Source organism: Halalkalibacter sp. HAAS-P014 (assembly GCF_056619965.1).
The window spans coordinates 165868-186284 of the sequence record NZ_JBWQTV010000013.1 but is presented as its reverse complement, the minus strand read 5'-3'; the positions used below and the strand labels follow the sequence as shown (position 1 = coordinate 186284).

At 39.4% G+C, this 20417-nt stretch carries 21 protein-coding genes and 2 pseudogenes; 9 read left to right on the top strand and 14 right to left on the bottom strand.

Annotated features, from left to right (window positions below; all coding sequences use genetic code 11):
- Positions 1 to 194: 194 nt before the first annotated feature.
- Together AC1FXZ_RS10975 and AC1FXZ_RS10970 are read left to right on the top strand one after the other, a co-directional pair.
- A complete protein-coding gene (locus AC1FXZ_RS10975; RefSeq protein ID WP_480053484.1) occupies positions 195 to 632 on the top strand; it encodes a MaoC family dehydratase in 438 nt (145 codons plus the stop codon).
- Between the two features lie 226 nt (positions 633 to 858).
- A complete protein-coding gene (locus tag AC1FXZ_RS10970; RefSeq protein ID WP_480053482.1) occupies positions 859 to 1515 on the top strand; it encodes a vitamin K epoxide reductase family protein in 657 nt (218 codons plus the stop codon).
- A gap of 54 nt (positions 1516 to 1569) precedes the next feature.
- On the opposite strand, the gene AC1FXZ_RS10965 is transcribed toward AC1FXZ_RS10970, so the two are convergent.
- The 5 genes and pseudogenes from AC1FXZ_RS10965 to AC1FXZ_RS10945 form a co-directional block, all read right to left on the bottom strand.
- The gene (locus AC1FXZ_RS10965) at positions 1570 to 1734 is read right to left on the bottom strand and encodes a hypothetical protein (protein WP_480053480.1); all 165 of its coding nucleotides are present in this window, start codon (positions 1732 to 1734) and stop codon (positions 1570 to 1572) included.
- A 57-nt stretch (positions 1735 to 1791) separates the two neighbouring features.
- Positions 1792 to 1920: a hypothetical protein gene (locus AC1FXZ_RS10960; RefSeq protein WP_480053478.1), complete on the bottom strand. Its 129-nt coding sequence runs from the start codon at positions 1918 to 1920 to the stop codon at positions 1792 to 1794.
- Positions 1921 to 1947: 27 nt separating this feature from the next.
- A complete protein-coding gene (locus AC1FXZ_RS10955) occupies positions 1948 to 2076 on the bottom strand; it encodes a hypothetical protein (protein ID WP_480053476.1) in 129 nt (42 codons plus the stop codon).
- Positions 2077 to 2409: 333 nt separating this feature from the next.
- Complete coding sequence (locus tag AC1FXZ_RS10950; RefSeq protein WP_480053474.1) at positions 2410 to 3258, bottom strand: VOC family protein; 849 nt, start codon at positions 3256 to 3258, stop codon at positions 2410 to 2412.
- Positions 3242 to 3591, bottom strand: a pseudogene (locus tag AC1FXZ_RS10945) (DoxX family protein). The gene AC1FXZ_RS10950 and the pseudogene AC1FXZ_RS10945 overlap by 17 nt, the downstream one beginning before the upstream one ends.
- A 201-nt stretch (positions 3592 to 3792) precedes the next feature.
- Here AC1FXZ_RS10945 and AC1FXZ_RS10940 point away from each other — a divergent pair.
- Both AC1FXZ_RS10940 and AC1FXZ_RS10935 read left to right on the top strand, forming a co-directional pair.
- Positions 3793 to 4113: a winged helix-turn-helix transcriptional regulator gene (locus AC1FXZ_RS10940; protein WP_480053472.1), complete on the top strand. Its 321-nt coding sequence runs from the start codon at positions 3793 to 3795 to the stop codon at positions 4111 to 4113.
- A gap of 98 nt (positions 4114 to 4211) precedes the next feature.
- The gene (locus AC1FXZ_RS10935) at positions 4212 to 4754 is read left to right on the top strand and encodes an NADPH-dependent FMN reductase (protein WP_480053470.1); all 543 of its coding nucleotides are present in this window, start codon (positions 4212 to 4214) and stop codon (positions 4752 to 4754) included.
- A 184-nt stretch (positions 4755 to 4938) separates the two neighbouring features.
- Here the strand turns inward: AC1FXZ_RS10935 and AC1FXZ_RS10930 are convergent, their stop codons facing one another.
- From AC1FXZ_RS10930 to AC1FXZ_RS10920, 3 genes are all read right to left on the bottom strand, one after another.
- Positions 4939 to 5433: a CBO0543 family protein gene (locus AC1FXZ_RS10930; RefSeq protein WP_480053468.1), complete on the bottom strand. Its 495-nt coding sequence runs from the start codon at positions 5431 to 5433 to the stop codon at positions 4939 to 4941.
- A gap of 69 nt (positions 5434 to 5502) precedes the next feature.
- A complete protein-coding gene (locus tag AC1FXZ_RS10925; RefSeq protein WP_480053466.1) occupies positions 5503 to 5967 on the bottom strand; it encodes a hypothetical protein in 465 nt (154 codons plus the stop codon).
- A 1-nt stretch (position 5968) separates the two neighbouring features.
- Complete coding sequence (locus tag AC1FXZ_RS10920; protein WP_480053464.1) at positions 5969 to 6760, bottom strand: hypothetical protein; 792 nt, start codon at positions 6758 to 6760, stop codon at positions 5969 to 5971.
- Between the two features lie 127 nt (positions 6761 to 6887).
- Between AC1FXZ_RS10920 and AC1FXZ_RS10915 the strand changes: the two genes are divergently transcribed.
- Positions 6888 to 7064, top strand: coding sequence for a hypothetical protein (locus AC1FXZ_RS10915; RefSeq protein ID WP_480053462.1), 177 nt, complete (start codon positions 6888 to 6890; stop codon positions 7062 to 7064).
- 146 nt (positions 7065 to 7210) lie between these two features.
- Here the strand turns inward: AC1FXZ_RS10915 and AC1FXZ_RS10910 are convergent, their stop codons facing one another.
- A complete protein-coding gene (locus tag AC1FXZ_RS10910) occupies positions 7211 to 7615 on the bottom strand; it encodes a nucleotidyltransferase substrate binding protein (protein WP_480053460.1) in 405 nt (134 codons plus the stop codon).
- A 237-nt stretch (positions 7616 to 7852) separates the two neighbouring features.
- Entirely contained in the window at positions 7853 to 9676 is a 1824-nt protein-coding gene (locus tag AC1FXZ_RS10905; RefSeq protein WP_480053458.1) for a helix-turn-helix domain-containing protein, read from the bottom strand.
- Between the two features lie 169 nt (positions 9677 to 9845).
- On the opposite strand from AC1FXZ_RS10905, the gene AC1FXZ_RS10900 reads away from it, so the two are divergent.
- The 4 genes from AC1FXZ_RS10900 to AC1FXZ_RS10885 all read left to right on the top strand — a co-directional run bounded on the left by AC1FXZ_RS10900 (position 9846) and on the right by AC1FXZ_RS10885 (position 14667).
- On the top strand, positions 9846 to 11063 hold the full coding sequence (locus AC1FXZ_RS10900) for a M20 metallopeptidase family protein (RefSeq protein WP_480053456.1): 1218 nt from the start codon (positions 9846 to 9848) through the stop codon (positions 11061 to 11063).
- Between the two features lie 15 nt (positions 11064 to 11078).
- A complete protein-coding gene (locus AC1FXZ_RS10895) occupies positions 11079 to 12317 on the top strand; it encodes an MFS transporter (protein WP_480053454.1) in 1239 nt (412 codons plus the stop codon).
- Positions 12318 to 12577: 260 nt separating this feature from the next.
- Complete coding sequence (gene tlp / locus AC1FXZ_RS10890; RefSeq protein ID WP_480053452.1) at positions 12578 to 12811, top strand: small acid-soluble spore protein Tlp; 234 nt, start codon at positions 12578 to 12580, stop codon at positions 12809 to 12811.
- A gap of 206 nt (positions 12812 to 13017) precedes the next feature.
- Entirely contained in the window at positions 13018 to 14667 is a 1650-nt protein-coding gene (locus AC1FXZ_RS10885; protein WP_480053450.1) for a catalase, read from the top strand.
- Positions 14668 to 14902: 235 nt separating this feature from the next.
- Here the strand turns inward: AC1FXZ_RS10885 and AC1FXZ_RS10880 are convergent.
- From AC1FXZ_RS10880 to AC1FXZ_RS10865, 4 genes and pseudogenes are all read right to left on the bottom strand, one after another.
- Positions 14903 to 15787: pseudogene (locus tag AC1FXZ_RS10880) on the bottom strand (Rpn family recombination-promoting nuclease/putative transposase).
- Positions 15788 to 15955: 168 nt separating this feature from the next.
- The gene (locus AC1FXZ_RS10875; RefSeq protein ID WP_480053686.1) at positions 15956 to 16933 is read right to left on the bottom strand and encodes a YbgA family protein; all 978 of its coding nucleotides are present in this window, start codon (positions 16931 to 16933) and stop codon (positions 15956 to 15958) included.
- 188 nt (positions 16934 to 17121) lie between these two features.
- Positions 17122 to 18096, bottom strand: coding sequence for a quinone oxidoreductase family protein (locus tag AC1FXZ_RS10870; protein WP_480053448.1), 975 nt, complete (start codon positions 18094 to 18096; stop codon positions 17122 to 17124).
- Between the two features lie 430 nt (positions 18097 to 18526).
- Entirely contained in the window at positions 18527 to 20326 is a 1800-nt protein-coding gene (locus AC1FXZ_RS10865) for an SEC-C domain-containing protein (RefSeq protein WP_480053446.1), read from the bottom strand.
- Positions 20327 to 20417 lie beyond the last annotated feature (91 nt).

Here is a 20417-nt window from a genome sequence, read left to right as displayed (position 1 = left end):
AAATATGTCAGTATTATTATTTCAAACGAAAACGTCATCGTCAAACCGTCCCATGCTTATTTCTTGACAGAAACTACGCTTACCAATACCATTACACATATATATTATAATTTTCAGAAAAGTATAAAAATGTTGTTTTTTTACAGCATCTCAATATATGGATATACATAAAAAAAATTGAAGGAGGATATTCTATGGCCCTTTATCTTGATGATTTACAAGTTGGTGACAGTTTTATCAGTAAAAAATATAAATTAAGTGCAGACGAAATTAAAAGATTTGCTCATGAGTTTGACCCTCAAGTTTTCCATTGTGATGAGAACCTAGCCGAAGATACTTTTTTCAAAGGATTAGCTGCCAGTGGTTGGCATACTGCAGCGATTACTATGAGATTATTGACAGAGAGTCTCCCTTTTGCTCATGGAGTAATTGGGGCTGGTGGAGAGATTAAATGGCCACAACCAACCCGCCCAGATGATGTTTTACATGTAAAGAGCACAATTAAAAAGATCAAACCTTCTACATCCAAACCGAACCAAGCTCTTCTATTGGTTGAGTGCGAAACGTTCAATGAACATAATGAAGTTTGCCAAATTTTAAAGGCGAAAATTTTAAGCTTTAGAAAGAGTTAAGGTTAAAGCTCACTTAATTGAGCTATAAGTTTAACGAATCAAAAAGAGCGTCACATGATGAAGTGATGCTCTTTTTGATTCGCACCTGTTAATGTAGGTACTTTTAACTCCTTAGATGTATCTCCGTTACACCCTACAAGAAGAATGGTTCCCACAGCAATAATACTAAAAACTTCAACTAATACCCTCTTTATACCCTTTTAACACCTAGAATGGAGGGATTACTTTGAAAGAGATAGTACAAGAAAAAACAATAAATTTTAAAAAAGAAGTAAGTCAAGAAACAACAGTTGGTTTTGCACATTCGTATGGATCGGCTGTACCGAAATTATTTGCGCTCTTTACGGCGATTGCCGCACTTGGTTGGGCTGTGAGTATTTTCTTAACGGGGGTTCATTTCTGGGTACTTCCACTACCGGCAAGCTTTGATGTAACTGGAACACCGTGGGCAGTTATGACGAGTGAATGGGCTTATGTGATGGGAATTCCACTTGCTCTAATGGGAGGATTCTATTACCTTACAACTCTCGTACTTTCTGGAGTGTGGTTTCAAACACGTCATCCTTTAGTGCTTAAAGTGTTAACACCCATTACAATTATTGGTGTAATGTCTTCTGCATTCTTTGTGTATTTACAATTGTTTGTCATTGAAGCGATTTGTCCTTTCTGTCTCGTATCTGCGGTAGCTACAGTGCTACTTTTAGTGCTTGAACTGATAATGTTACGTATGAGTAAATTACCACGACTTCGTGAACTTGTGCGCGATGCTCGTTCTGCATTGGATCGTAAAGGATTAACGTGGATGTTTCTTCTGTTTATCATAGCTTTACTTCCTGTGATCAGTTTCTGGTTTGCGACAATCATTCCAGCACCAGGGTTATAATAAAAAAGAATGGATACTCTCTTGGCGATCGAAATCGGTCGCCTTTCTTGATCTTTATACTGTACTTTCCATTAAATCATACATTTTCTTTAAATACTTGAAATGAACCGTCGCCACGATGCGTGATGCCTTTTTCCTTTGCCATTCTCCCTCATCCGGGTCTTCATCGGCTTGATGATGGATTTTTCTCTTGATATTCTCCTCCGGTTTGGTCTTCATCAGTTTTATGATGACCTTTTCTCTTGATATTCTCCTCCGGTTTGGTCTTCATCAGTTTTATGATGACCTTTTCCCTTGCCATTCTCCCTCATCCGGGTCTTCATCAGCTTGATGATGACCTTTTCCCTTGCCATTCTCCCTCATCCGGGTCTTCATCAGCTTGATGATGACCTTTTCCCTTGCCATTCTCCCTCATCCGGGTCTTCATCAGTTTTATGATGACCTTTTCCCTTGCCATTCTCCCTCATCCGGGTCTTCATCAGTTTTATGATGACCTTTTCCCTTGCCATTCTCCCTCATCCGGGTCTTCATCGGCTTGATGATGACCTTTTCCCTTGCCATTCTCCCTCATCCGGGTCTTCATCGGCTTGATGACGGCCTATTGCTTATTCAACTCTTCTGTTCTGTTAGCATAATAAGCCAAAGAAGCTGCCATTACGGCAGCTTCCCTTATCAGACAACTGTTACTTCAAGTCAGAAATCCATTATTTTGTTTACTTTAATTCATTGAGGGAAACACGAGTAAAAGAACCTCGAAGAAGCGCAATGGCCCCACACGTCACACGCCTTACTATGAGAAACCCACTCATAGTAAGGCTTTCAAAAGAGGATAACGGCTACGCATATTGCCTATAAGGCAGCAAAAAAGGAAAAACCCCCCCTTTTCACTGCCACTCACACACCCAACACAACTGCGTTTCCTGAAGGATCGTGTGCGATCATGGTGTCATTTTCCTCAGTGATTGCAGCCCCGATTTTTTGTAAGTTGTCGATCGCTTCTTGGCGGGCTGCTTCACTTGGGTAGGTTAGTACAAAGTATTCAAGGCCTACACCATTCTTGGGTGGCCTCGGCGCCCCGACTCCATTCCAGACATTGACAGCGACATGATGATGGTACTTGCCACTAGAAAGAAATAGCGCCTGCCCTCCAAATCGATTGACTACATCAAATCCAAGGCCTTTCACATAAAATTCTTCTGTCTTTTCTAGTTCAGCAACATGTAAATGAATATGACCCATTACTGTTTCCTTTGGCATGCCAGTCCATTTGCTCTCTGTTACATGAGTTACTAGTTTTTCAAAATTTAGTGGATCAACCGTCATCGCTACTTCTTCTCCACTCCACGTCCATTCTGAAGGATCTCGATCAATATAAATTTCTATTTCATTTCCATCTGGATCATGGAGGTACAAGGCTTCACTTACAAGATGATCAGAAGCCCCAAAGCGGATGCCATTTTCCGTTAAATGAACTACTATATTGGCTAAGTCCGACTTTTCCGGTAAAAGAATGGCAAAATGATATAACCCTGTTGTTCTACCCTGTTTTGGCATAACATCCTCGGGCTGTTCAAGTGATAAAATACTTGTTTTTCCATCCGTTGTAAGTTTTACCGTCGACGTTGTTTGTTCTAAAACTTCAAAGCCAAGAATCCCCTGATAAAATGCTATTGCACGTTCTAAATCTGCTACTTTTACTTTGACGTGCGATACAAATGTTGTTGGTTTAGAGTGAAATCCCATTATCATCTTCCTTTTTATTAAATAGTTTATGGTCTAAAGAAAATTTTGATTTATCGGCTAAAATAAAGTAAATAGACATCGCTAGTAATACTATGTCTAATTCATATCCTGCCATTTCCCCATTACCCAAAAAACCAGCTGGAAGCTTTACAATAAAAATAGCTCCTATCATAACCAGTGCAAACAAGAGCGAAACAATTCGCGTTCCTAAGCCAAAAATAATTAGGATCCCACCTACTAATTCAATGATAGCTACAACTCATGCCAAAAATCCAGGAATTCCCATGCTACCAAAAAAACTGCTGTATCCTGAAATTTTGATAATCCATGAATAAAGAATGTAAAACCTCACACCACTCTTAAAATAAGTTTCCCTATTTCGTTTTGGTTCATGAATGTTATCTCCTTTTTATTACTTACCTTATGTAACTTAGTTTATTTTCATAACTAACTTTTGTCAAGTAACTACATTTGCTTTTGTAAATTAATTGGGCTTTTGTGGTATAATCTAACTAAGTGAGGTGTTGTTAACATATGAAGCAACCATCGATTTGCCCAAAAGTCGAAAAAGCCATCTCCATTTTAAGTCAAAGATGGACCGCATTAGTAATTTATCAATTATTAGCAGGTTCGCAACGATTCAGTGAAATTCAATCTGCTATAGGGATTAGTGGAAAAGTATTATCTGACCGTTTAAAAGACTTAGAACATCAAGCGATCGTGAAACGTGAGGTTATACCCACAACACCCGTAGTCATTGAATACTCCTTAACAGAAAAGGGACTTTCAATGGAACCTGTCTTAAGGACAATCGAAAGCTGGTCTCAGCAATGGATTCAGCTCGAATCTGAGTAATTTTTTCATAATTTAATGGCAATATATAGCTTTTTAAAGCAGTAAAAGATCAAAGAAAAGACATGATCCAAAACATTTAACATTTGGAGGTTAACAAAATGAAAGTAGTAGCAATCGTAGGAAGTATTCGGAAAGATTCATATAACTTACAACTGGCAAAACATGTTCAAAAACGTTACGCAGATCAATTTGATCTAGAAATTTTAGACTTAGCTCCACTACCAATGTACAACCAAGATACTGAATTAGATGCACCACAAGAAGTTCTTAATTTGAAAGCGAAAGTAAAGGCAGCTGATGCTGTTCTTTGGGTAACACCTGAATATAACTCATCTATTCCTGGTGTATTAGGAAATGCGATTGACTGGTTAAGCCGCGTTGACCAAGTAATGCAAAGAAAACCTTCCATTATCATGGGTTCTTCAATGGGCATTCTCGGATCAGTAAAAGCCCAGATGCACCTGCGTGACATTTTATTTGCTGGTGGATTGAGTTCTCCAGTACTTGGTGGAAACGAAGTATACGTAGGCGCTGTTCATGAAAAGTTTGATGCTGATGGGAACTTAACAGACGAAACAACGATCGCCTACTTAGACGGAGTCATTGCAAACTTCCAAGAATGGATGAAACAATACCAATAAAATTTATAACAGCACCTCTTCGCATTTTTGAAGAGGTGTTGTTATAAGGAGAATGCAAACTGGTTTTAACCATATTCAGTAATCATCGTACAACTCCTAGTGCAAGGTGAACCCTTTACTAACTCTTTCAGTCAGTATGTAGCATGAGATTCAAAGAAGCAGGTGAACCACCCCCACGCTCACTTTAAATATTTTGTTGTTTATCCTCAACTTTTCTCACCCATCCAATCCATAGCCTCGTTAACAAAGACTTAATATTAAGGCTGATAAATGAATGATACCATTTCCATCCTCTGTTAAATTTTATTAAACCCGTTTTTCTTTCTGCCCATAGTTCTATCAAAATCATTGGGATTGTGAAATAAAGCAACTTTAAAACGATCATCAACGGTTTGTCTTTTGCTGTCATTCGGTTATAGGCAACGGTTATAATCGGATATAATAAAAAATCAAACAATATATGGATTTTAAACATTTTCGGTAATAATCGCACAGGGTACTTGACTATATTGTTCGAGACAACAACCTTATCAATGATTCCATTCGTAAAGGCATTCCACAAATATACCAGCAGCCAGTCTTTTATTGGTGGTTTCCTGAATACTACAGGTAACAATCCAAGTCCTAAAACAAGTAAGGTATGTAATAATAATTTATCGAATATTTTATTTGATTTCATTAAACAAGTACCCCCTCTTCATTTAGGATGCACTGATGATTCTCATTATATTTAATTAAAGTTGAATCTTTATCTAGCGCCAACTTTTGCCACTCCGAGTGCAAGGTGCTCCCATAGTACCTCTTCCACTTTCTCAGCTAATTCTATCGGACAGTCAACAACCAGTACCACTTCTGACTTTTTCCCTTTTACTACCTTTTTTCGTTTATGAACAACTTTAAAAATGATGTAATCGATCATAAAGCCAAGTATGAATCCAACTGCTGCACCGATTAATCCCCAATAAATAGGACCCCACTCTAAAACAAAACCTACACTTGCTCCAATAACGGAAAATGCCGTCCCTATCGCTGCTCCCTTATCAAAAAGGCTAATACCATCTGCACGATGAAGTGTATCAAATAACCTTCTTTCCTCTACTCTGTTAATAAGGGGAACGGCAAGTATACATTCTTTTTTCACACCTACTTTTTCTAAAGACGTAATAGCCAATTCAAGGTATGATGAGTGCTCAAAAGTCGAGAATATCTGCATTTTATTTCACCTCACCCATTGATTCAGGAAATTTCACACGATATTGTTGGTATTCTTCTTTAAAAAATTTGCGCTGTTCGCTCTCATATAGTTTATTATTTTCAACCGTATTAACGTATGATTCGTATACGGCAAACCCGTAATGAGAAGGCAGAAATAAAAGCCATTGTGGGTCAACAACTTCTGTAGCCAGGTTAATCTCACCCAAAAAAAGATAATGAATAGCAACAAGAACATTCGAGAAGTAAACAAAAACAATGATAAAAACCATCGTAAAAATGGCTGTTACGACTCTATGTATATAAAATTGTCCCAATCCTGGTGTAAAAAGCGACCATACAATTGCCATAATGGGGCTTCTCTTATCTAAATAATTAATTTCAATAGGACCTATTGTGTATGAATTAAAGTCGGCATTTTCCCGCTCGGCTAAAATAAACATTTTATTCATATCAACTGCTGTTCGATAACTATCCCAAATTGCAAAAAGGTAGACAGGGATATACATGAGAAACCATTTAGGTTCCAGCACGCTTTTTGCCATTTCCATATTACCAGTAAACGAGTACACCATAGCAAGGTTTAAGTTTGTCATGTTATTTATGAGGATTTCCCAAAGAAATAGCGCATAACCTCTAAGATATTTAGATAGAAGAAGATGACCAAAACCAGGGAATGCTGCTGACCACCAAGCAATGATATATGGATTTCGGAGGTGTAGTTGTGTAGTACCAATAGCACTAACATGCGCCTTGAATCTCCGTACTCTAGCTGTAGGGTTAAAATTATTCACGATGTAACCTCAACTTTCCATTTGTTAAGGTTACTTTTTACTTTATTTGGTATTTTTATTCCTTATTTACCTTGTTCTTTAATGCAGTACACTTGTTAAAGAAGAAGTTAAGAGTGGAAAGCTAAAAATGTTAGGTCATTCCGAACAATTCGACCCCATTTACCCCCATATGCTAATAAAAAAGAAAAAATGGTTGTCTCCAGCAGTAGAAGCTTTTGCTGAAGTTGTTTTACATTCAATTAGCGAAGAGGACTGCGGGGCCGGTCACCACCCGGAGTATGTTGCGCGCAGTCAAAGCTTCTGATTTTTTCGAGGAAAAGGATGAGCAACGGGAGAGTTGGTCTAGCCACCAAAAAGAGGATTAAAGGTAAAAACGAAAGCGTAGGAGTTGTCCAATTGACAACTCCTACGCTTTCGTTAAAGACCCTGTTTTGTTGATTTACACTCTCATTATACCTTTGAGATTTCTTCCTCTAATTTATCATACAAGTTGGTTAACAACTGGCTATAATGGCTCTTCACTTTCTCATATATTAGTTTCGCTTCTTCCTCATCATAAAGGTGAGAAGCTTTATTCCGATCTACCATCATATCAATCCATTGTTCTCCGTCTTCAATTAAGCCGTATGTAAATGCTTCCCTTATCGTTGCCCTAGGACTTTTAATTTCCGTTATACCTGTATATTCCAAGAACATTTTCATCCACTTCCAACTTAATTCAAATGTGAACTCAAATCGCTGGATAACACCATCAAAAACAATATCTGATTCTATTTGAATTTCTGTTGCTTCATTAAGTCTCGTACTCGCACGTTTGTAATCGTTAAGCTTCTCGTACAGCCTTTCCCTGTTCATATATTACCACACCCTCAAGCAAAAGCTTTGTAACTCATTAATAAAACGTTTTGATATACCTGTTTTAATCCATTGAGGATATTCTACGTTTTTTCACCTCAATCCTTTTGTAGCAACCCATAATAATTTTAACATTAATTCCCTGTTCGCTATATAGTTACCAGCTTATCCATGACTTCTATAAGTTTCATTTTGGCCTTACCTCTAGGGAGAGGCCACATCCGTCCCCATACTCCCCTAATGCTCCAAGAAATTTTTAAAAAGATAGAATCCAAGCTGCACTTTAAGAAAATCCTCGTAATGGTTAAAATCCAAACTAAGAGTATCCTCTATTTTCTTAATGCGATGATAGAGTGTGTTTGTATGAATATGGAGCTCCTTAGCAGTCGCAGCCATGGACCGGTTATTCTGAATGTATGTAAAAAGGGTATTTAACAATTCATCGTTTTTCTCATGATTTATCCATAATTGCGAAAATGTATCCTTCATGAATGCATCGATTTCTGCTGGAGAACGGTCTAAAAAAAAGCTGCTGACCCCAATTTTTTTATAATGAATCATGCCTTTTTCCATTTGTTTTCTCAGGTACAGAAGAGCTTTCTCTGCTTTTAAATGATTTTCTTCGGCTTGTCCAGGATGGTAGTATCCTGTACTAATTCCTCCTCGGGCTACTACGGTATAACGCTCGTTCCACCATTTTAGAGCGCTTACAATTGCTTCTGTCAAGTAGGCTTCCTGACTCGCATTTTGAAAAGCAGAAAATATCGTAATTTTATTATTATAGCTAAATAGCACACTATCCTTAAAGGACATTTGCTCTTTCAGGTGTGCTAGTAGAAGCAATGCCTCGTTTTCAAGAGAATGCAGATCGATGTTTCCATCTAACTCAATTAGGGCCGTTAGAAGAAACGGGTGATGATAGATCCCTAATTCCTCAGCAGCAAGCTCTGCCTGCTTCGGACTTTTTATTTTCAAAAATTGTTGGTAGGTTTCATAGGTTCTCTTATACATAATTTCCGTTTGCGATCTTCTTTTCATAATTTCAAGAGATAGAATAGGTGCTCCCTGTTCAATGATTAGATGATCGAGTTGTGATAAAGGCGCGTTACCTTCGACAATGATACAGCCTAATAAGATCGAACCGGACCTAATCGGATAAATATAGCCACCTACCGAAGCACTGTCATAGATCGATACGTATGCGGGTTTGGCTTTCGTTCGGAAAAGAAGGAAAACATCATCTATCCTTCTAGCGATTTGGTGATTGTGTTTGGGATAAAATGTTCCTTCAAGATAATCGACATACACAAACGTTCTTGTCATCAATTTATTCATTTCTACAATAATCGCATCGAGACCTCTGTTCTGAACGGATAACTCCGTTAGTAGGTTGTGAATGTTTGTCCTTTTTTCTAATAAGGTATTTGATTCTTTGAGCCTTTGTGATAAATGGGTTGCTTCATGCAACGTTTCCTGTACTTCTGTATGGAGTTTAGCATTATAAAGGGCAATCGCTGCCTGCGAAGCGAAACTTTGTAACAGTTGGAGATCAATTTCACTAATGCCGTCTTCGATATCAAAACAATGAAGCGCCATCACCCCAATCCGGTTTGTTCCGAATGATACAGGGACAGCTAAAACCGATTTTATATTTTGATTCTTATCATGAGCCTTATCGATCAGTTCAAAATTTTCCCTACTCAAATCACCCATACTCTGATAAATTTCATCTCTTGAAGACATGAGCCTCACACAACCATCTCTGAAAACTTTTCCAGTGATTGACTCCCCGACATTTACTTTAAAGGAGTTGATGCTATCATTAAAACCCACATACGCCTTTATAACCAGTTTATTCGACGCTTCATCTAACATTTGGATATATCCTGCCTCTGCTGTTTCGACAATATTTAGCGCGTAATGCATGATTTTTTTCAAGACCTCATCCAATTCAAGACTCGAATTCATCGCTCGAAAACTTTCCATCAGATTCATGACATGGTCCAGCGCCCTTTGATTTTCTAGACTTAATTGTTTAAGAAAAACTTCATTCCCTTGCATACCTTCCCCACCCCAGTTGTTGATATCAACAATTACACTATACTAACCTTGTTTAACTACACATTGATGTTCTACTTGAGATTATATAATATTTAGGAAACGCAGAAAAGTGTTACTATTCTTTTATTTGAAAACGTTAACAAAAAAAGGGCTAGGAGGAGAAGCAATAATGAAAAAAACCGCATTCAAAGAACTAGAAACAATATTTGCAGATCTCGTCGAAATTAGACGTAATTTGCATATGTACCCTGAATTGTCATTTGAAGAACAAAGAACCCCAGAAATGATCGCAACCTATTTAAAAGAGTTGGGGCTAGAGGTGAAAACCGGAGTAGGAGGCCGTGGCGTTACAGCGTTACTCAAAGGAGGAAAACCAGGCAAAACGGTTGCGCTCCGTGCTGATTTTGACGCACTTCCTATTCAAGATGCTAAGTCTGTTCCTTATAAGTCAAAAATTGAAGGCGTGATGCATGCATGTGGTCATGACATTCATACTGCCTCCCTACTAGGCACAGCCCGTGCGCTTAGTAAGGTAAAAGAGGAACTACATGGCAATGTCCTGTTCATTCACCAATTTGCTGAAGAAGTCATTCCTGGTGGGGCAAAAGCGATGATTGAAGACGGATGTCTAACAGATGTAGATGTAGTCTACGGCGCTCATGTGTTGTCAAACGTACCTGTAGGACAAGTTTGCTTTAAAGAAAACTACATGATGGCAGCTGGAGACAAATTTGAAATTGTCATTGAAGGAAAAGGTGGACATGGGTCTTCCCCTCACCTTGCCGCTGATCCTGTCTTAATTGGAAGTCAAATCGTAACGAATATTCAACAGATCGCTGCTAGTCGTATTAATGCGACAGACCCTGCTGTGATTACCGTTTGTTCATTTGATGGTGCAAGCAGCTTTAATATTATTCCTGATAAAGTGACGTTGGCTGGAACTGTTCGAACATTTTCAGAGGAAGCACGTAAGCTTGCAGCAGAAAACATTCGAAAGATCGCAGAAATGGCATGTAGCTCAGCAGGTGCAACCTGTCAAATCAATTATGAATACGGCTACCCTTCTGTCTGTAATGATTCGGACGAAGCCCTTCGTATTAAACGAATCGGCGAAGATGTCGTTGGCAAAGAAAATGTTTCGGAATCCCCGTTACAAATGGCGATGGAGGACTTTGCTTACTATGTAAAAGAGCGACCTGGTGCCTTTTTCAATGTAGGCGGAAGAAATGCTGATATTCAAGCGGTTTACCCACATCATCATCCAAAATTTGATGTGGACGAGCAGTCCATTCTGACCGCTGGAAAGATGTTTATCTCACTCGTGTTCGATTATCTAAACCAGTCACAAAAAGATAGCAAGGAAGTTTCATTACATATAAGCAAATGATAAGGAGTGAATGTTATGAATACACCGAAGAAAAGTAAAAGGCAAACGATACTTATCCTCCTATTTTTAGGATGGTGTTTGTCTTATCTAGATAGGATGGCAATGAATGTCGGGATTGTCGAAATTGCCAAGGATTTTAACCTTAGCCCGTCTGTCATGGGGATCGTGTTAAGTAGTTTCTTTGCTGGTTATGCTTTAATGCAATTGCCTGGAGGCTGGCTTGCAGATAAATATGGATCAAGAAAAGTCATTACGATTGCCATACTCGTTTGGTCGTTTTTTACCGTTTTAACTGGGATGGCTTGGTCTCTTTTGTCTATGATCATCATTCGTTTTATGTTTGGTCTCGGGGAAGGTGGATATCCGGCAGCAAGTTCGAAAGCCATAGCCGATACCTTTCCGAAAGAAGAACGGACAAGTGCTCAGACCATTATGATGTCTTCCAATTCACTCGGTGGGGTCATCGCACCTTTAATTGCTACACCACTACTCGTGTGGATCGGTTGGCAAAACCTTTTTATTGCCATTGGATTAATTGGGATCTTTTTTGCTTGGCTCATGTGGCATTATTTAAGACCAGAAAATATGCTAGTTGAAATGATGAAACAAGATCGAATTGAAAAGTCATCTTTTAAAGATATTTTAAAGGTTCCAACAAGCTGGCACTTGGCGATTATGTGGTTTGCAGTAAGTACAGTTGTATGGGGACTCATTTCTTGGATGCCTCCATATCTTGTCAATGTTAGAGGCCTTGATTTAATGTCGATGGGGCTACTCACAGCGGTACCTGCCCTTTTTGGAGCAGTTGGGGTTATTCTCGGTGGTCAACTGATTAAGTCGCGTCTAAGTGGAAAAGAAAAGCACCTTTCCATTTTAAGTCTTCTCGTTATGATTGGCTCATTGTACTTGTTATACAATGCATCGTCCGTTACTCTCGTTATTGTTTATCAGTCAATTTGTATGCTATTCCACGGGCCAGTGGTAGCGACAGTCTTTAGTTTGCCACATAAGCTATTCCCTAAAAACGTATTAGGCTCAACTTTTGGAATGGTTAATCTCGGCGGAATGATTGGTGCATTATTAGCACCTATGGTGATGGGCTTTTTAATTGAAATTTCGAATGGCTTGTATGTTTCTGCCTTCATTTATATTATTGTTTGTGCGACTATCGGTATTTTTGCAGCAGTTAGTCTAAATTCAAAAGATAGACCTTTAGACAAAGGTGATTTGACACCTGGAACGCACGCTTCTTAGGAGTGAGTGTGGAAGCGCTCCCAGCTGAAGCGTGTTGACGGTTCTCGCGCTCCCATCTTCCATTTAATGTTAAAAAGAAGCAACTCCCCCATTCTCTTTGCAGGCTGACGGGTGGTTGCTTCTTTTTTGTTGTTCGCTTGTGTCACCTATCTAACCTTAATCTTAAGTATATCTACTTTTCTGAATATCATTAGCGATCTTTGTCATACTAAGATTGCGCTTTTAAAGCAGCTATTTCTGAAGAAAAAGGGGTAATAGACATGGCAAAGCCGGATAATCGAGAGAATAACGTTGAGCGTCTGCAACAAATGAAGGATAATACACAGCACAATATTGAGGCTGCTGAAGAAACGTTGCAGTCTGATTTACAAGAAGAGCAACGAGAAGCCATCAAAGAAAAGAACCACCGTCGCGCTGAAAGTATAAAGGCTTTTGATGCCGAAATCGCTGATGAAATGCAAGCACGGAAAAACGGGTATCAGGATCAAGAGTAAAAATAGAGACGTATGCGTAAGCTTGGAGGATTCTCCAAGCTTTTTGTCATGGCAACTGGCTCATACCTAATCGATGAATCTGCATAGAAAGTTTTTATAACCATCTACTCTTAGCAATATTACTCCATTAAATTAATCCCACTACCGTATAAAATTTCCAACAGGGAGGAAAATAAAGGATGTACTAATTTTAGGAGGCTTGCATTATGGCAGATAATAAAGATATGAATCCATCCAATGAGGATGACGAAAAGCGCGAGACGCTGACAACTCGCCAAGGACACCCTGTACGAGATAATCAGAACATCCGTACAATTGGCGATCGTGGTCCTGCCACTCTAGAAAATTATCACTTCATCGAGAAAATTTCCCACTTTGACCGTGAAGAAATACCTGAACGTGTCGTACACGCACGGGGATCTGGTGCTTTTGGCTATTTTGAAACGTACGGAAAGGTTGGAGAGGAACCGGTAGAAAACTATACTCGTGCGAAAGTTTTTTCAGGTGCCGGAAAGAAAACCCCTCTCATGGTGCGCTTTTCTACAGTGGCAGGAGCGAAGGATTCACCGGAAACTGCTAGAGACCCACGTGGCTTTGCCGTGAAAATGTATACAGAAGACGGCAACTGGGATTTGGTCGGGAACAATTTGAAAATTTTCTTTATCCGTGATGCGATGAAGTTCCCTGATATGATTCACGCGTTTAAGCCAGATCCAGCTTCGAACGTACCAAATCCTGAGCGAATGTTTGACTTCGTTTCCCGTTCACCAGAAGCAACTCATATGATTACATTCCTATTCTCTCCATGGGGGATTCCTGCTACATACCGTCATATGCAGGGTTCTGGGGTAAATACTTATAAATGGGTAAATGAAAAAGGCGAGGCTGTGCTAGTGAAGTATCACTGGGAGCCGAAGCAAGGGATTCGAAACTTAACACAAGAGGAAGCAAATGAGATTCAAGCGAAAAACGTCGGTCATGCAACACAAGATTTATATGAATCGATTGAGCGTGGAGATTATCCTGAATGGGAGCTCTTTGTCCAAATCATGGAGGATGATTACCATCCAGAACTTGATTTTGATCCACTTGATGATACGAAACTTTGGCCGGAAGATAAATTCCCATGGTTGCCGGTAGGACGTATGGTTCTTGATCGAAATCCAGAAGACTTCCATGCAGAGATTGAGCAAGCAGCTTTTGGTACAGGGGTTCTTGTCGATGGAATGGACTTCTCAGACGACAAAATGCTGCAAGGCCGTACCTTCTCGTACTCTGATACACAACGCTATCGTGTTGGCGCGAACTATCTGAAACTACCTGTGAATGCACCGAAGGCACCTGTACGCACAAATCAGCAACGAGGTCAGATGGCTACACGTGACCAGAAAGAGTCTGGAGACAATCCACATATTAACTATGAGCCATCAATGCTGGACGGCTTGAAGGAAGCAAACAAAGAAAATCATTACCCACATCGACCAACATATAATGCTGCAGCAATGAGTGCACCAATTGATCGCCCTAACAACTACGGTCAAGCGGGCCACACGTATCGCAGCTTTGAAGATTGGGAGCGCGATGAACTAATCAAAAACCTATCCGATGCTCTTGCTGTATGTGATAAACGAATCCAAGATGCCATGATTGAGCAATTCACACAAGCCGATGCAGACTATGGCCGCCGTGTGAAGGAAGCGTTGGAAACAAAAATGAAAGAAATGAAAGAAATGGATACAGAGAGCAATATACCAGGACGCGAAGCAGGTAAGTCTAAATATGGTGAAGGTTCAATAGCTGCGAATGAAGCAACGAAAGACGCTGTGAAGAAAGGTCATGAAGCGGATCCTTATTAAGATAAAGAGTCTAGGAAGAGGAAGCAGAGGGATGGCCACTTGCTTCCTCTTCTTGTGGATATATATCAAGGTGATTTAAAAAAAGCTAGCACTCCCTGTGAATATCTAATGGAATGTGGAAAACTGCGTGTATAACGGATAGGTTATTCACTTTTTTGTATAGAAAGGCTCGAATTTTCGATAAATCTACTTTTATTTATCCACAATTAAGCAAGAAACGGTTCCCACGCTCCCTCTACTTTCTACACTTTTCAATTTCGACAATCGATAAGTTAGTCAACTCTTGAATTTCTTCCGTTGCAAAACCCTTTTCTAACATCTTCCTGGCAACCTCTAGCGCTTTTTTTCGTTCTCCTTCCGTCAATCCTTTTTCTAGCCCTTTCTCCAATCCACGACGTTCCCAAGAACTAATCATTTCCATAATTTGATCCTCCTCTTCTTTTGTAAGTTGTTCGAGTTCCGATTGCAGTATTTGTTCTTCCTCTTCTGAAAGATGTAAATAAGCCTCAAAAAAGCCAGTCAGCAAATTCATTTTCGCTGGGTCAAGCTCTAATCTTACAAGCATTCTTAAGAATTCTTTTTTCACCTGCATTCGCTCTTCCTTTTGATACCCCATCTTGCTTAATAAAGCCGCCGCTACTGGATTCGACTGGCCAAGATAGTCACGCCAATTCATGTTCCCTAACTGCAGCTTTAAAAAACGAAAATCCTACACCTGAAAAAATGGAAATTTCATTAACAGCTGATTATTCTCTTCTTTCATTTTATCATAGCTAAAAACGGCAATCGGTACAATTGGACGGCGATACTTTTCATAGAGGCGACTGAAGTAGACAAACATTCGATCTGAAAACTGAGGTTGATAATAGCTTTGAGGTTCAATGTGGATAATGATTAATGATTCTTGCCCTTTCATACTTGCTTCAACCAAAAGGTCAACACGGCGCTTTTCTCCTTTTAAAATATCCGTGTACAGCTCTTCAGACAAAAACGTAGTATGTCGAAAATCAATATGCTCATAAACCGACGGAAAAAATGCGAGGATAAACTCTTCAAAAAAGGTTTGGATTAATTCCTTGAACCAACGATCATGATCCTTTACTTCAAGCTCTTTGGACAAATAAGAGAACCTCCTTAAGCATGTTTTGGAAAGGGACAAGTAAAAGCAGATAAGAATGTACGTTCTCATTATAACCGGACGAGTAATGGAAGTAAATAAAAATATCAGAATATTCCTTTAACAGAAAACGCGTGGAAGCATTAGAACCACCCCTGTGATCCCTGCTTCCTACGCATAGTTCCTGCCTTTTCCAGAATCTGTAATCTCCATTAACTCATCCGGGTATGGAGCAAAAAAGGTCTGCGAAGCTAAATACTCATTTTGAAATCGTACATTCCATGATTTCAGTACACCTAACGGACAGCTTAATGGGACCTTATGATTTCGGTATTGCTCGACAAGATTTAGAAAGAAGTACCTTTCTGCTTTCGTTAACTGATCTGAAAAGTATCCCATAATGTGGTAGAGGACATTAATAACAGACATCTTTGTCGGTGCCCTCTCCAAAAGTTGGTACAGAATTTTTTCATATGCTTCATATAACTGACCAGAAGAAAGTTGCTCCCAATTTGCACAGACTCTTCCTAATTCCTTCAGCTTTTGTTGATGACAGGACATAAATAAGTATTTATTCGTTGTATGAAAAGAGAGCAAATCCTTGAGATGACCCTTTTTCTTGATGCTTCTAAATTTAGCGATGGTAAATAATTTCGTTAAAAAATGATCTCTGACTGTAAAATTTGTTAGCCTCCCCTCATCCTCCACAGCTAAATGCGAGTAACGCTGTAACACAGCTTCACCAAATAACCCAGGTCTCTTCCCAATCGTCGGAGCTTTTTCTATCCCGTTTGTTACCTTGGCATCAAAAAAGGCACAGCTTGGAGAGCGACTCTTCAGAATAAACCCATCCAACTCTTCCAACCCATCCAAAAAAGAAGTGGAAAACTCCTTCATCTTGTCTGTTAGATCTCTCTTTGTTGCCGGTTCGACTAGTCTTACCTCTTCAAAAGGAGGAGAAGTGACTAATCGAATTGGATTTCTAGGTGTCCCTAACCCGATTTCCACTTCAGGACAAACCATAATGTATTGTACGAAGGAGCTTAGCTTTTGAATAAACTTATCTTGGATGATCCCACCATTGAATCTGCATGACTCAAACCCTAAACATTTGCTGATGACCACTCTTGGTTTCTCAAACCCATCCACGTACATATGCCTTATTTCCCTTCTCTCCAAAATATCAATGCATTAGTGACTTCCTATTTCTTATAATTTGCTGCTTTTGTTGAGAAGATATGCAGGAAGCAAGGGTAGTAAAAAAGGACGTTTTTCCTTTTTTACTACTATTCGACGTACTTTTTCACCAGTCTCGAACCGTCTCCACGCTTCTCCCTTCACGGAAGCAGTATCGACTTCCCGATTGTTTTTCGATTTTCGATCAACTCATGTATAGTAACTGCACTTGATAAAGGGACTATTTCGCTAATAATTGGTCGTATTCTCTCGTCAAGTACAAGCTGTAGCACTGTCTCTAAACTTTCGTGGTACATGTCATTCTTCTGGATGACACTAGAAAGGTAAAACCCTGCTAGTGTAAGGCTGCGCTTCATTAAAACAATTGGATCAAAGGCTTTCGATTCTCTACTTGATTGCCCTAATGTAATTAATCTCCCAAAATCAGACAAACAACTAATATTCTTGACTCTAAATTCCCCACCAATTGATTCTAAAATAAGGTTAACTCCTTTTCCCCCTGTGGCTGAGTGTACTACTTGAGTCCAATCTTCTTCATTATAGTTAATGGCTAAATCAGCACCCAAAGATTTGGCTAGTTTGAGCTTTTCATGGCTGCCTGCTGTAGCAATAATTTTCTTAGCGCCTAACTGTCTAGCCATTTGAACGGCTAGAGTCCCTACTCCCCCACCGGCAGCGTGAATTAATACTGTTTCACCTTCTTGAATTCTCCCCATTGTCGTAAGTGTATGGTATGCCGTTAATCCCTGTAACGGAATAGCAGCTGCTTGAATATAATCTAACCCTTCTGGAATTCGATGAACCAATCGTTCCTTTGCTTTACAATATTGTGCGTATCCACCTCCTGTATTAGAGACGAGTGCTACAACTCGATCGCCAACTGCAAAATCTTGAACAGCTTCGCCAATCTGCATCACCATGCCTGATACTTCATTCCCAGGTATCCACGGTAACGCTATGTCGTTTTTCCCCATCCTCCGTGTCGTATCTGTAAAATTGACTCCACAGGCCTTCACTTCAATTAAGACTTCATCACGGTTTATTTCTGGATCTGGAACATCGGTGTACTTCATCACTTCTGGTGCACCAAACTCGTTAATCAAAACTGCCTTCATGACCATTCCCCCTTTATCCGTTAACATGAGTCAACCATCTGGCGCCGAATAAAACTCGAAACCAGATGGCTGTGTCATTCTTATAATGCTGTATTAAGCTGATAGAGTTACGTCTTCTTTTCGGTTCTTCATTAATTGCACTACCACTATTAAAAGCAATGTCCCAGTCCCTACTATGCCAGCTAGTAGGCCCTGAACTGTTACTAAAATTACTTAACAAAACTTAATAACCTCTAATACATTAAACATAATATAACAATGTTATAACAAAGTCAATAATAGTTAGAAAATTCGATTTATTTAGACAAGAATCGAGGAGAGACGCGTGTGAGGTTTATGGAGAAAAAGAGATAAAAGCACAATTAGCAGATAAATCCACTAGTTGTGCTTCTTTCGCAAAACTTCCGATTGTCCCTTGATAGAACCGTCTCTATAATTCCTCCTGCTCAACGCTTGAAATAAACGTGGCAACCTCTTTGGCAACCTGTGTTTTCTTCTGTTTGTCGAGCCATTTTGTAAACAATTTAACTGTTGATAAAAACTCTTTAAAATGAGATTTACTTGCTGTTCCGTTTATTCTATAAAAATCATAAACGATCACTTTCTTCCAAAACCCACTATCTACTTCATCCCAGTTCTTATAATCAGATTGTTCGAGCGCTTCACGAATATCAAAGAGGCTGTCGCGGTATTTTCTTACTGTATTTATGCTTTTTCCGCTAGTTTTTTCATTGTAAAAATTGATGATGTCTTCCGTATAAAAGGTGTGAAACGTTTGAGGGCTAAAGCCTAAGCTCTCAAACAGAATCGCTTCTTCTTCCGTGATAAGTTCCGGCTTTTCATTTTGTGGCTCCGTTTCATGAACCGTGGATTTCCTTGAAGCTCCTCCTGTAACAAATGGTGAGAGTGGGAGCCCGAGATTTTTCCTTATTGAATTAAAGTCAGCGCTAAATTCAACTTCCCCAAAGTCTTTTTTTGTCATCAAATAAATGTGATACTCCATTTGTTTCAACCATCTAACTGCTTCCTCTGCACGATTTTGTTTGACTAATTCATGTAAAGAGAGATGATCGTATTTGGGAATTTTAGCGTGAATATCAATCATTCCAACAACTTGAGCATAAAGTGAGACATATGGTGGGACCTGTTTACTCATTTTGATCATCGTACTATGCAATTCAGCATTTAATGGTATCGTTATCGTCTCTTGTTCCTCTATGACATTTGCCACGTAAAGATGAACATCCTCCAACTTGGTTAAAAACGCATCTCTTGCCTGCTTGCTGTAGCATGTATACGTCAGATCATGATCGTCTAACGTGATCTGACCCCAAACATCGGCCAAAAAAATGTCTTCTTCTATTTCGCTATCTTGATAGACTTTCCAGTTCTCTACCCACCCTGCTTGCTTTGTTGTTTCATTCCACTCATCAATGGACAGTTCATTCAATCGATAAAAGTAGCTTTCGACTTTTCTATTATCAAGTAGATCTGCATGGATTTTATAAACGGACATTTCTTTCAACTCTCGTCCAAATGTATCCGAATTCTGAATCGAGGCAGCCAATATTTCCGGATAATAGTCGTATTGGCATTTCGCTTCTAATTCCTCTATCTTTCCTTTTGCTCGCTCAATCCCTTCTGGTGTAATCATGACATTGACACCGTGAAAGAAATATTGCTCCCCCACCGGTTCAAGTAATGCAAACGTTCCGTACCATGGAGCGAACGTCTGTAATTGCTCAGAAGGAAAAGGAACAGGCAACGTTTCCTGTGTCATGATGTCTCTGAAAACAATAGTTGATTCCATTTTCTCAATTGCTTCAACAAGCCTCGGCTGTAAACTTGACCATACTTTTGTAAGTTGAAGCTCTGCTCCTGATAATTTAGAAGCCCGTTCTTTTGTAAACCATTCGATCCCACGCAATCCATTTTCATATCGATGAAAGAAAAAGAGCCAAAAATCAAAAAACACCTGCTCTGCATGCTCATCCATCGACCGATCCGTTCGTCTTTTAAACTGAGTAAATAGCATTTGTTCTTGATTATAAGACAGGTTTGAATAAATAAAACTTCTTAGCTTTTCTGTTAGTTGATGCTTTCTCTGTAAAAATCGCTCTTCCTTTGCTTGCTGCATCTGAACGACATTTCCCTTATTCATGCAGCATCTTTTATATTTTTTTCCACTCCCACAAAGACAAGGGTCGTTTCGTTGGATTGTAACAGTCATATCCTATCTCCTTTTGCTTGGGTTAGAGGAAGAAGAGAATCAGTGGGGCGATTCCCTCGCTTCCAAACAAAACAAATAAAGAGAAGTGCTT

What these genes read in the sequence shown, in the direction of transcription:
- AC1FXZ_RS10930 (WP_480053468.1), bottom strand. Translation starts at nt 5,433, where the DNA reads ATGAAATCAAATAAAATATTCGATAAATTATTATTACATACCTTACTT.
- AC1FXZ_RS10885 (WP_480053450.1), top strand. Translation starts at nt 13,018, where the DNA reads ATGGCAGATAATAAAGATATGAATCCATCCAATGAGGATGACGAAAAG.
- tlp (WP_480053452.1), top strand. Translation starts at nt 12,578, where the DNA reads ATGGCAAAGCCGGATAATCGAGAGAATAACGTTGAGCGTCTGCAACAA.
- AC1FXZ_RS10940 (WP_480053472.1), top strand. Translation starts at nt 3,793, where the DNA reads ATGAAGCAACCATCGATTTGCCCAAAAGTCGAAAAAGCCATCTCCATT.
- AC1FXZ_RS10905 (WP_480053458.1), bottom strand. Translation starts at nt 9,676, where the DNA reads ATGCAAGGGAATGAAGTTTTTCTTAAACAATTAAGTCTAGAAAATCAA.
- AC1FXZ_RS10865 (WP_480053446.1), bottom strand. Translation starts at nt 20,326, where the DNA reads ATGACTGTTACAATCCAACGAAACGACCCTTGTCTTTGTGGGAGTGGA.
- AC1FXZ_RS10925 (WP_480053466.1), bottom strand. Translation starts at nt 5,967, where the DNA reads ATGCAGATATTCTCGACTTTTGAGCACTCATCATACCTTGAATTGGCT.
- AC1FXZ_RS10895 (WP_480053454.1), top strand. Translation starts at nt 11,079, where the DNA reads ATGAATACACCGAAGAAAAGTAAAAGGCAAACGATACTTATCCTCCTA.
- AC1FXZ_RS10910 (WP_480053460.1), bottom strand. Translation starts at nt 7,615, where the DNA reads ATGAACAGGGAAAGGCTGTACGAGAAGCTTAACGATTACAAACGTGCG.
- AC1FXZ_RS10900 (WP_480053456.1), top strand. Translation starts at nt 9,846, where the DNA reads ATGAAAAAAACCGCATTCAAAGAACTAGAAACAATATTTGCAGATCTC.
- AC1FXZ_RS10960 (WP_480053478.1), bottom strand. Translation starts at nt 1,920, where the DNA reads ATGGCAAGGGAAAAGGTCATCATCAAGCTGATGAAGACCCGGATGAGG.
- AC1FXZ_RS10870 (WP_480053448.1), bottom strand. Translation starts at nt 18,096, where the DNA reads ATGAAGGCAGTTTTGATTAACGAGTTTGGTGCACCAGAAGTGATGAAG.
- AC1FXZ_RS10955 (WP_480053476.1), bottom strand. Translation starts at nt 2,076, where the DNA reads ATGGCAAGGGAAAAGGTCATCATCAAGCCGATGAAGACCCGGATGAGG.
- AC1FXZ_RS10915 (WP_480053462.1), top strand. Translation starts at nt 6,888, where the DNA reads ATGTTAGGTCATTCCGAACAATTCGACCCCATTTACCCCCATATGCTA.
- AC1FXZ_RS10975 (WP_480053484.1), top strand. Translation starts at nt 195, where the DNA reads ATGGCCCTTTATCTTGATGATTTACAAGTTGGTGACAGTTTTATCAGT.
- AC1FXZ_RS10935 (WP_480053470.1), top strand. Translation starts at nt 4,212, where the DNA reads ATGAAAGTAGTAGCAATCGTAGGAAGTATTCGGAAAGATTCATATAAC.
- AC1FXZ_RS10965 (WP_480053480.1), bottom strand. Translation starts at nt 1,734, where the DNA reads ATGAAGACCAAACCGGAGGAGAATATCAAGAGAAAAATCCATCATCAA.
- AC1FXZ_RS10950 (WP_480053474.1), bottom strand. Translation starts at nt 3,258, where the DNA reads ATGGGATTTCACTCTAAACCAACAACATTTGTATCGCACGTCAAAGTA.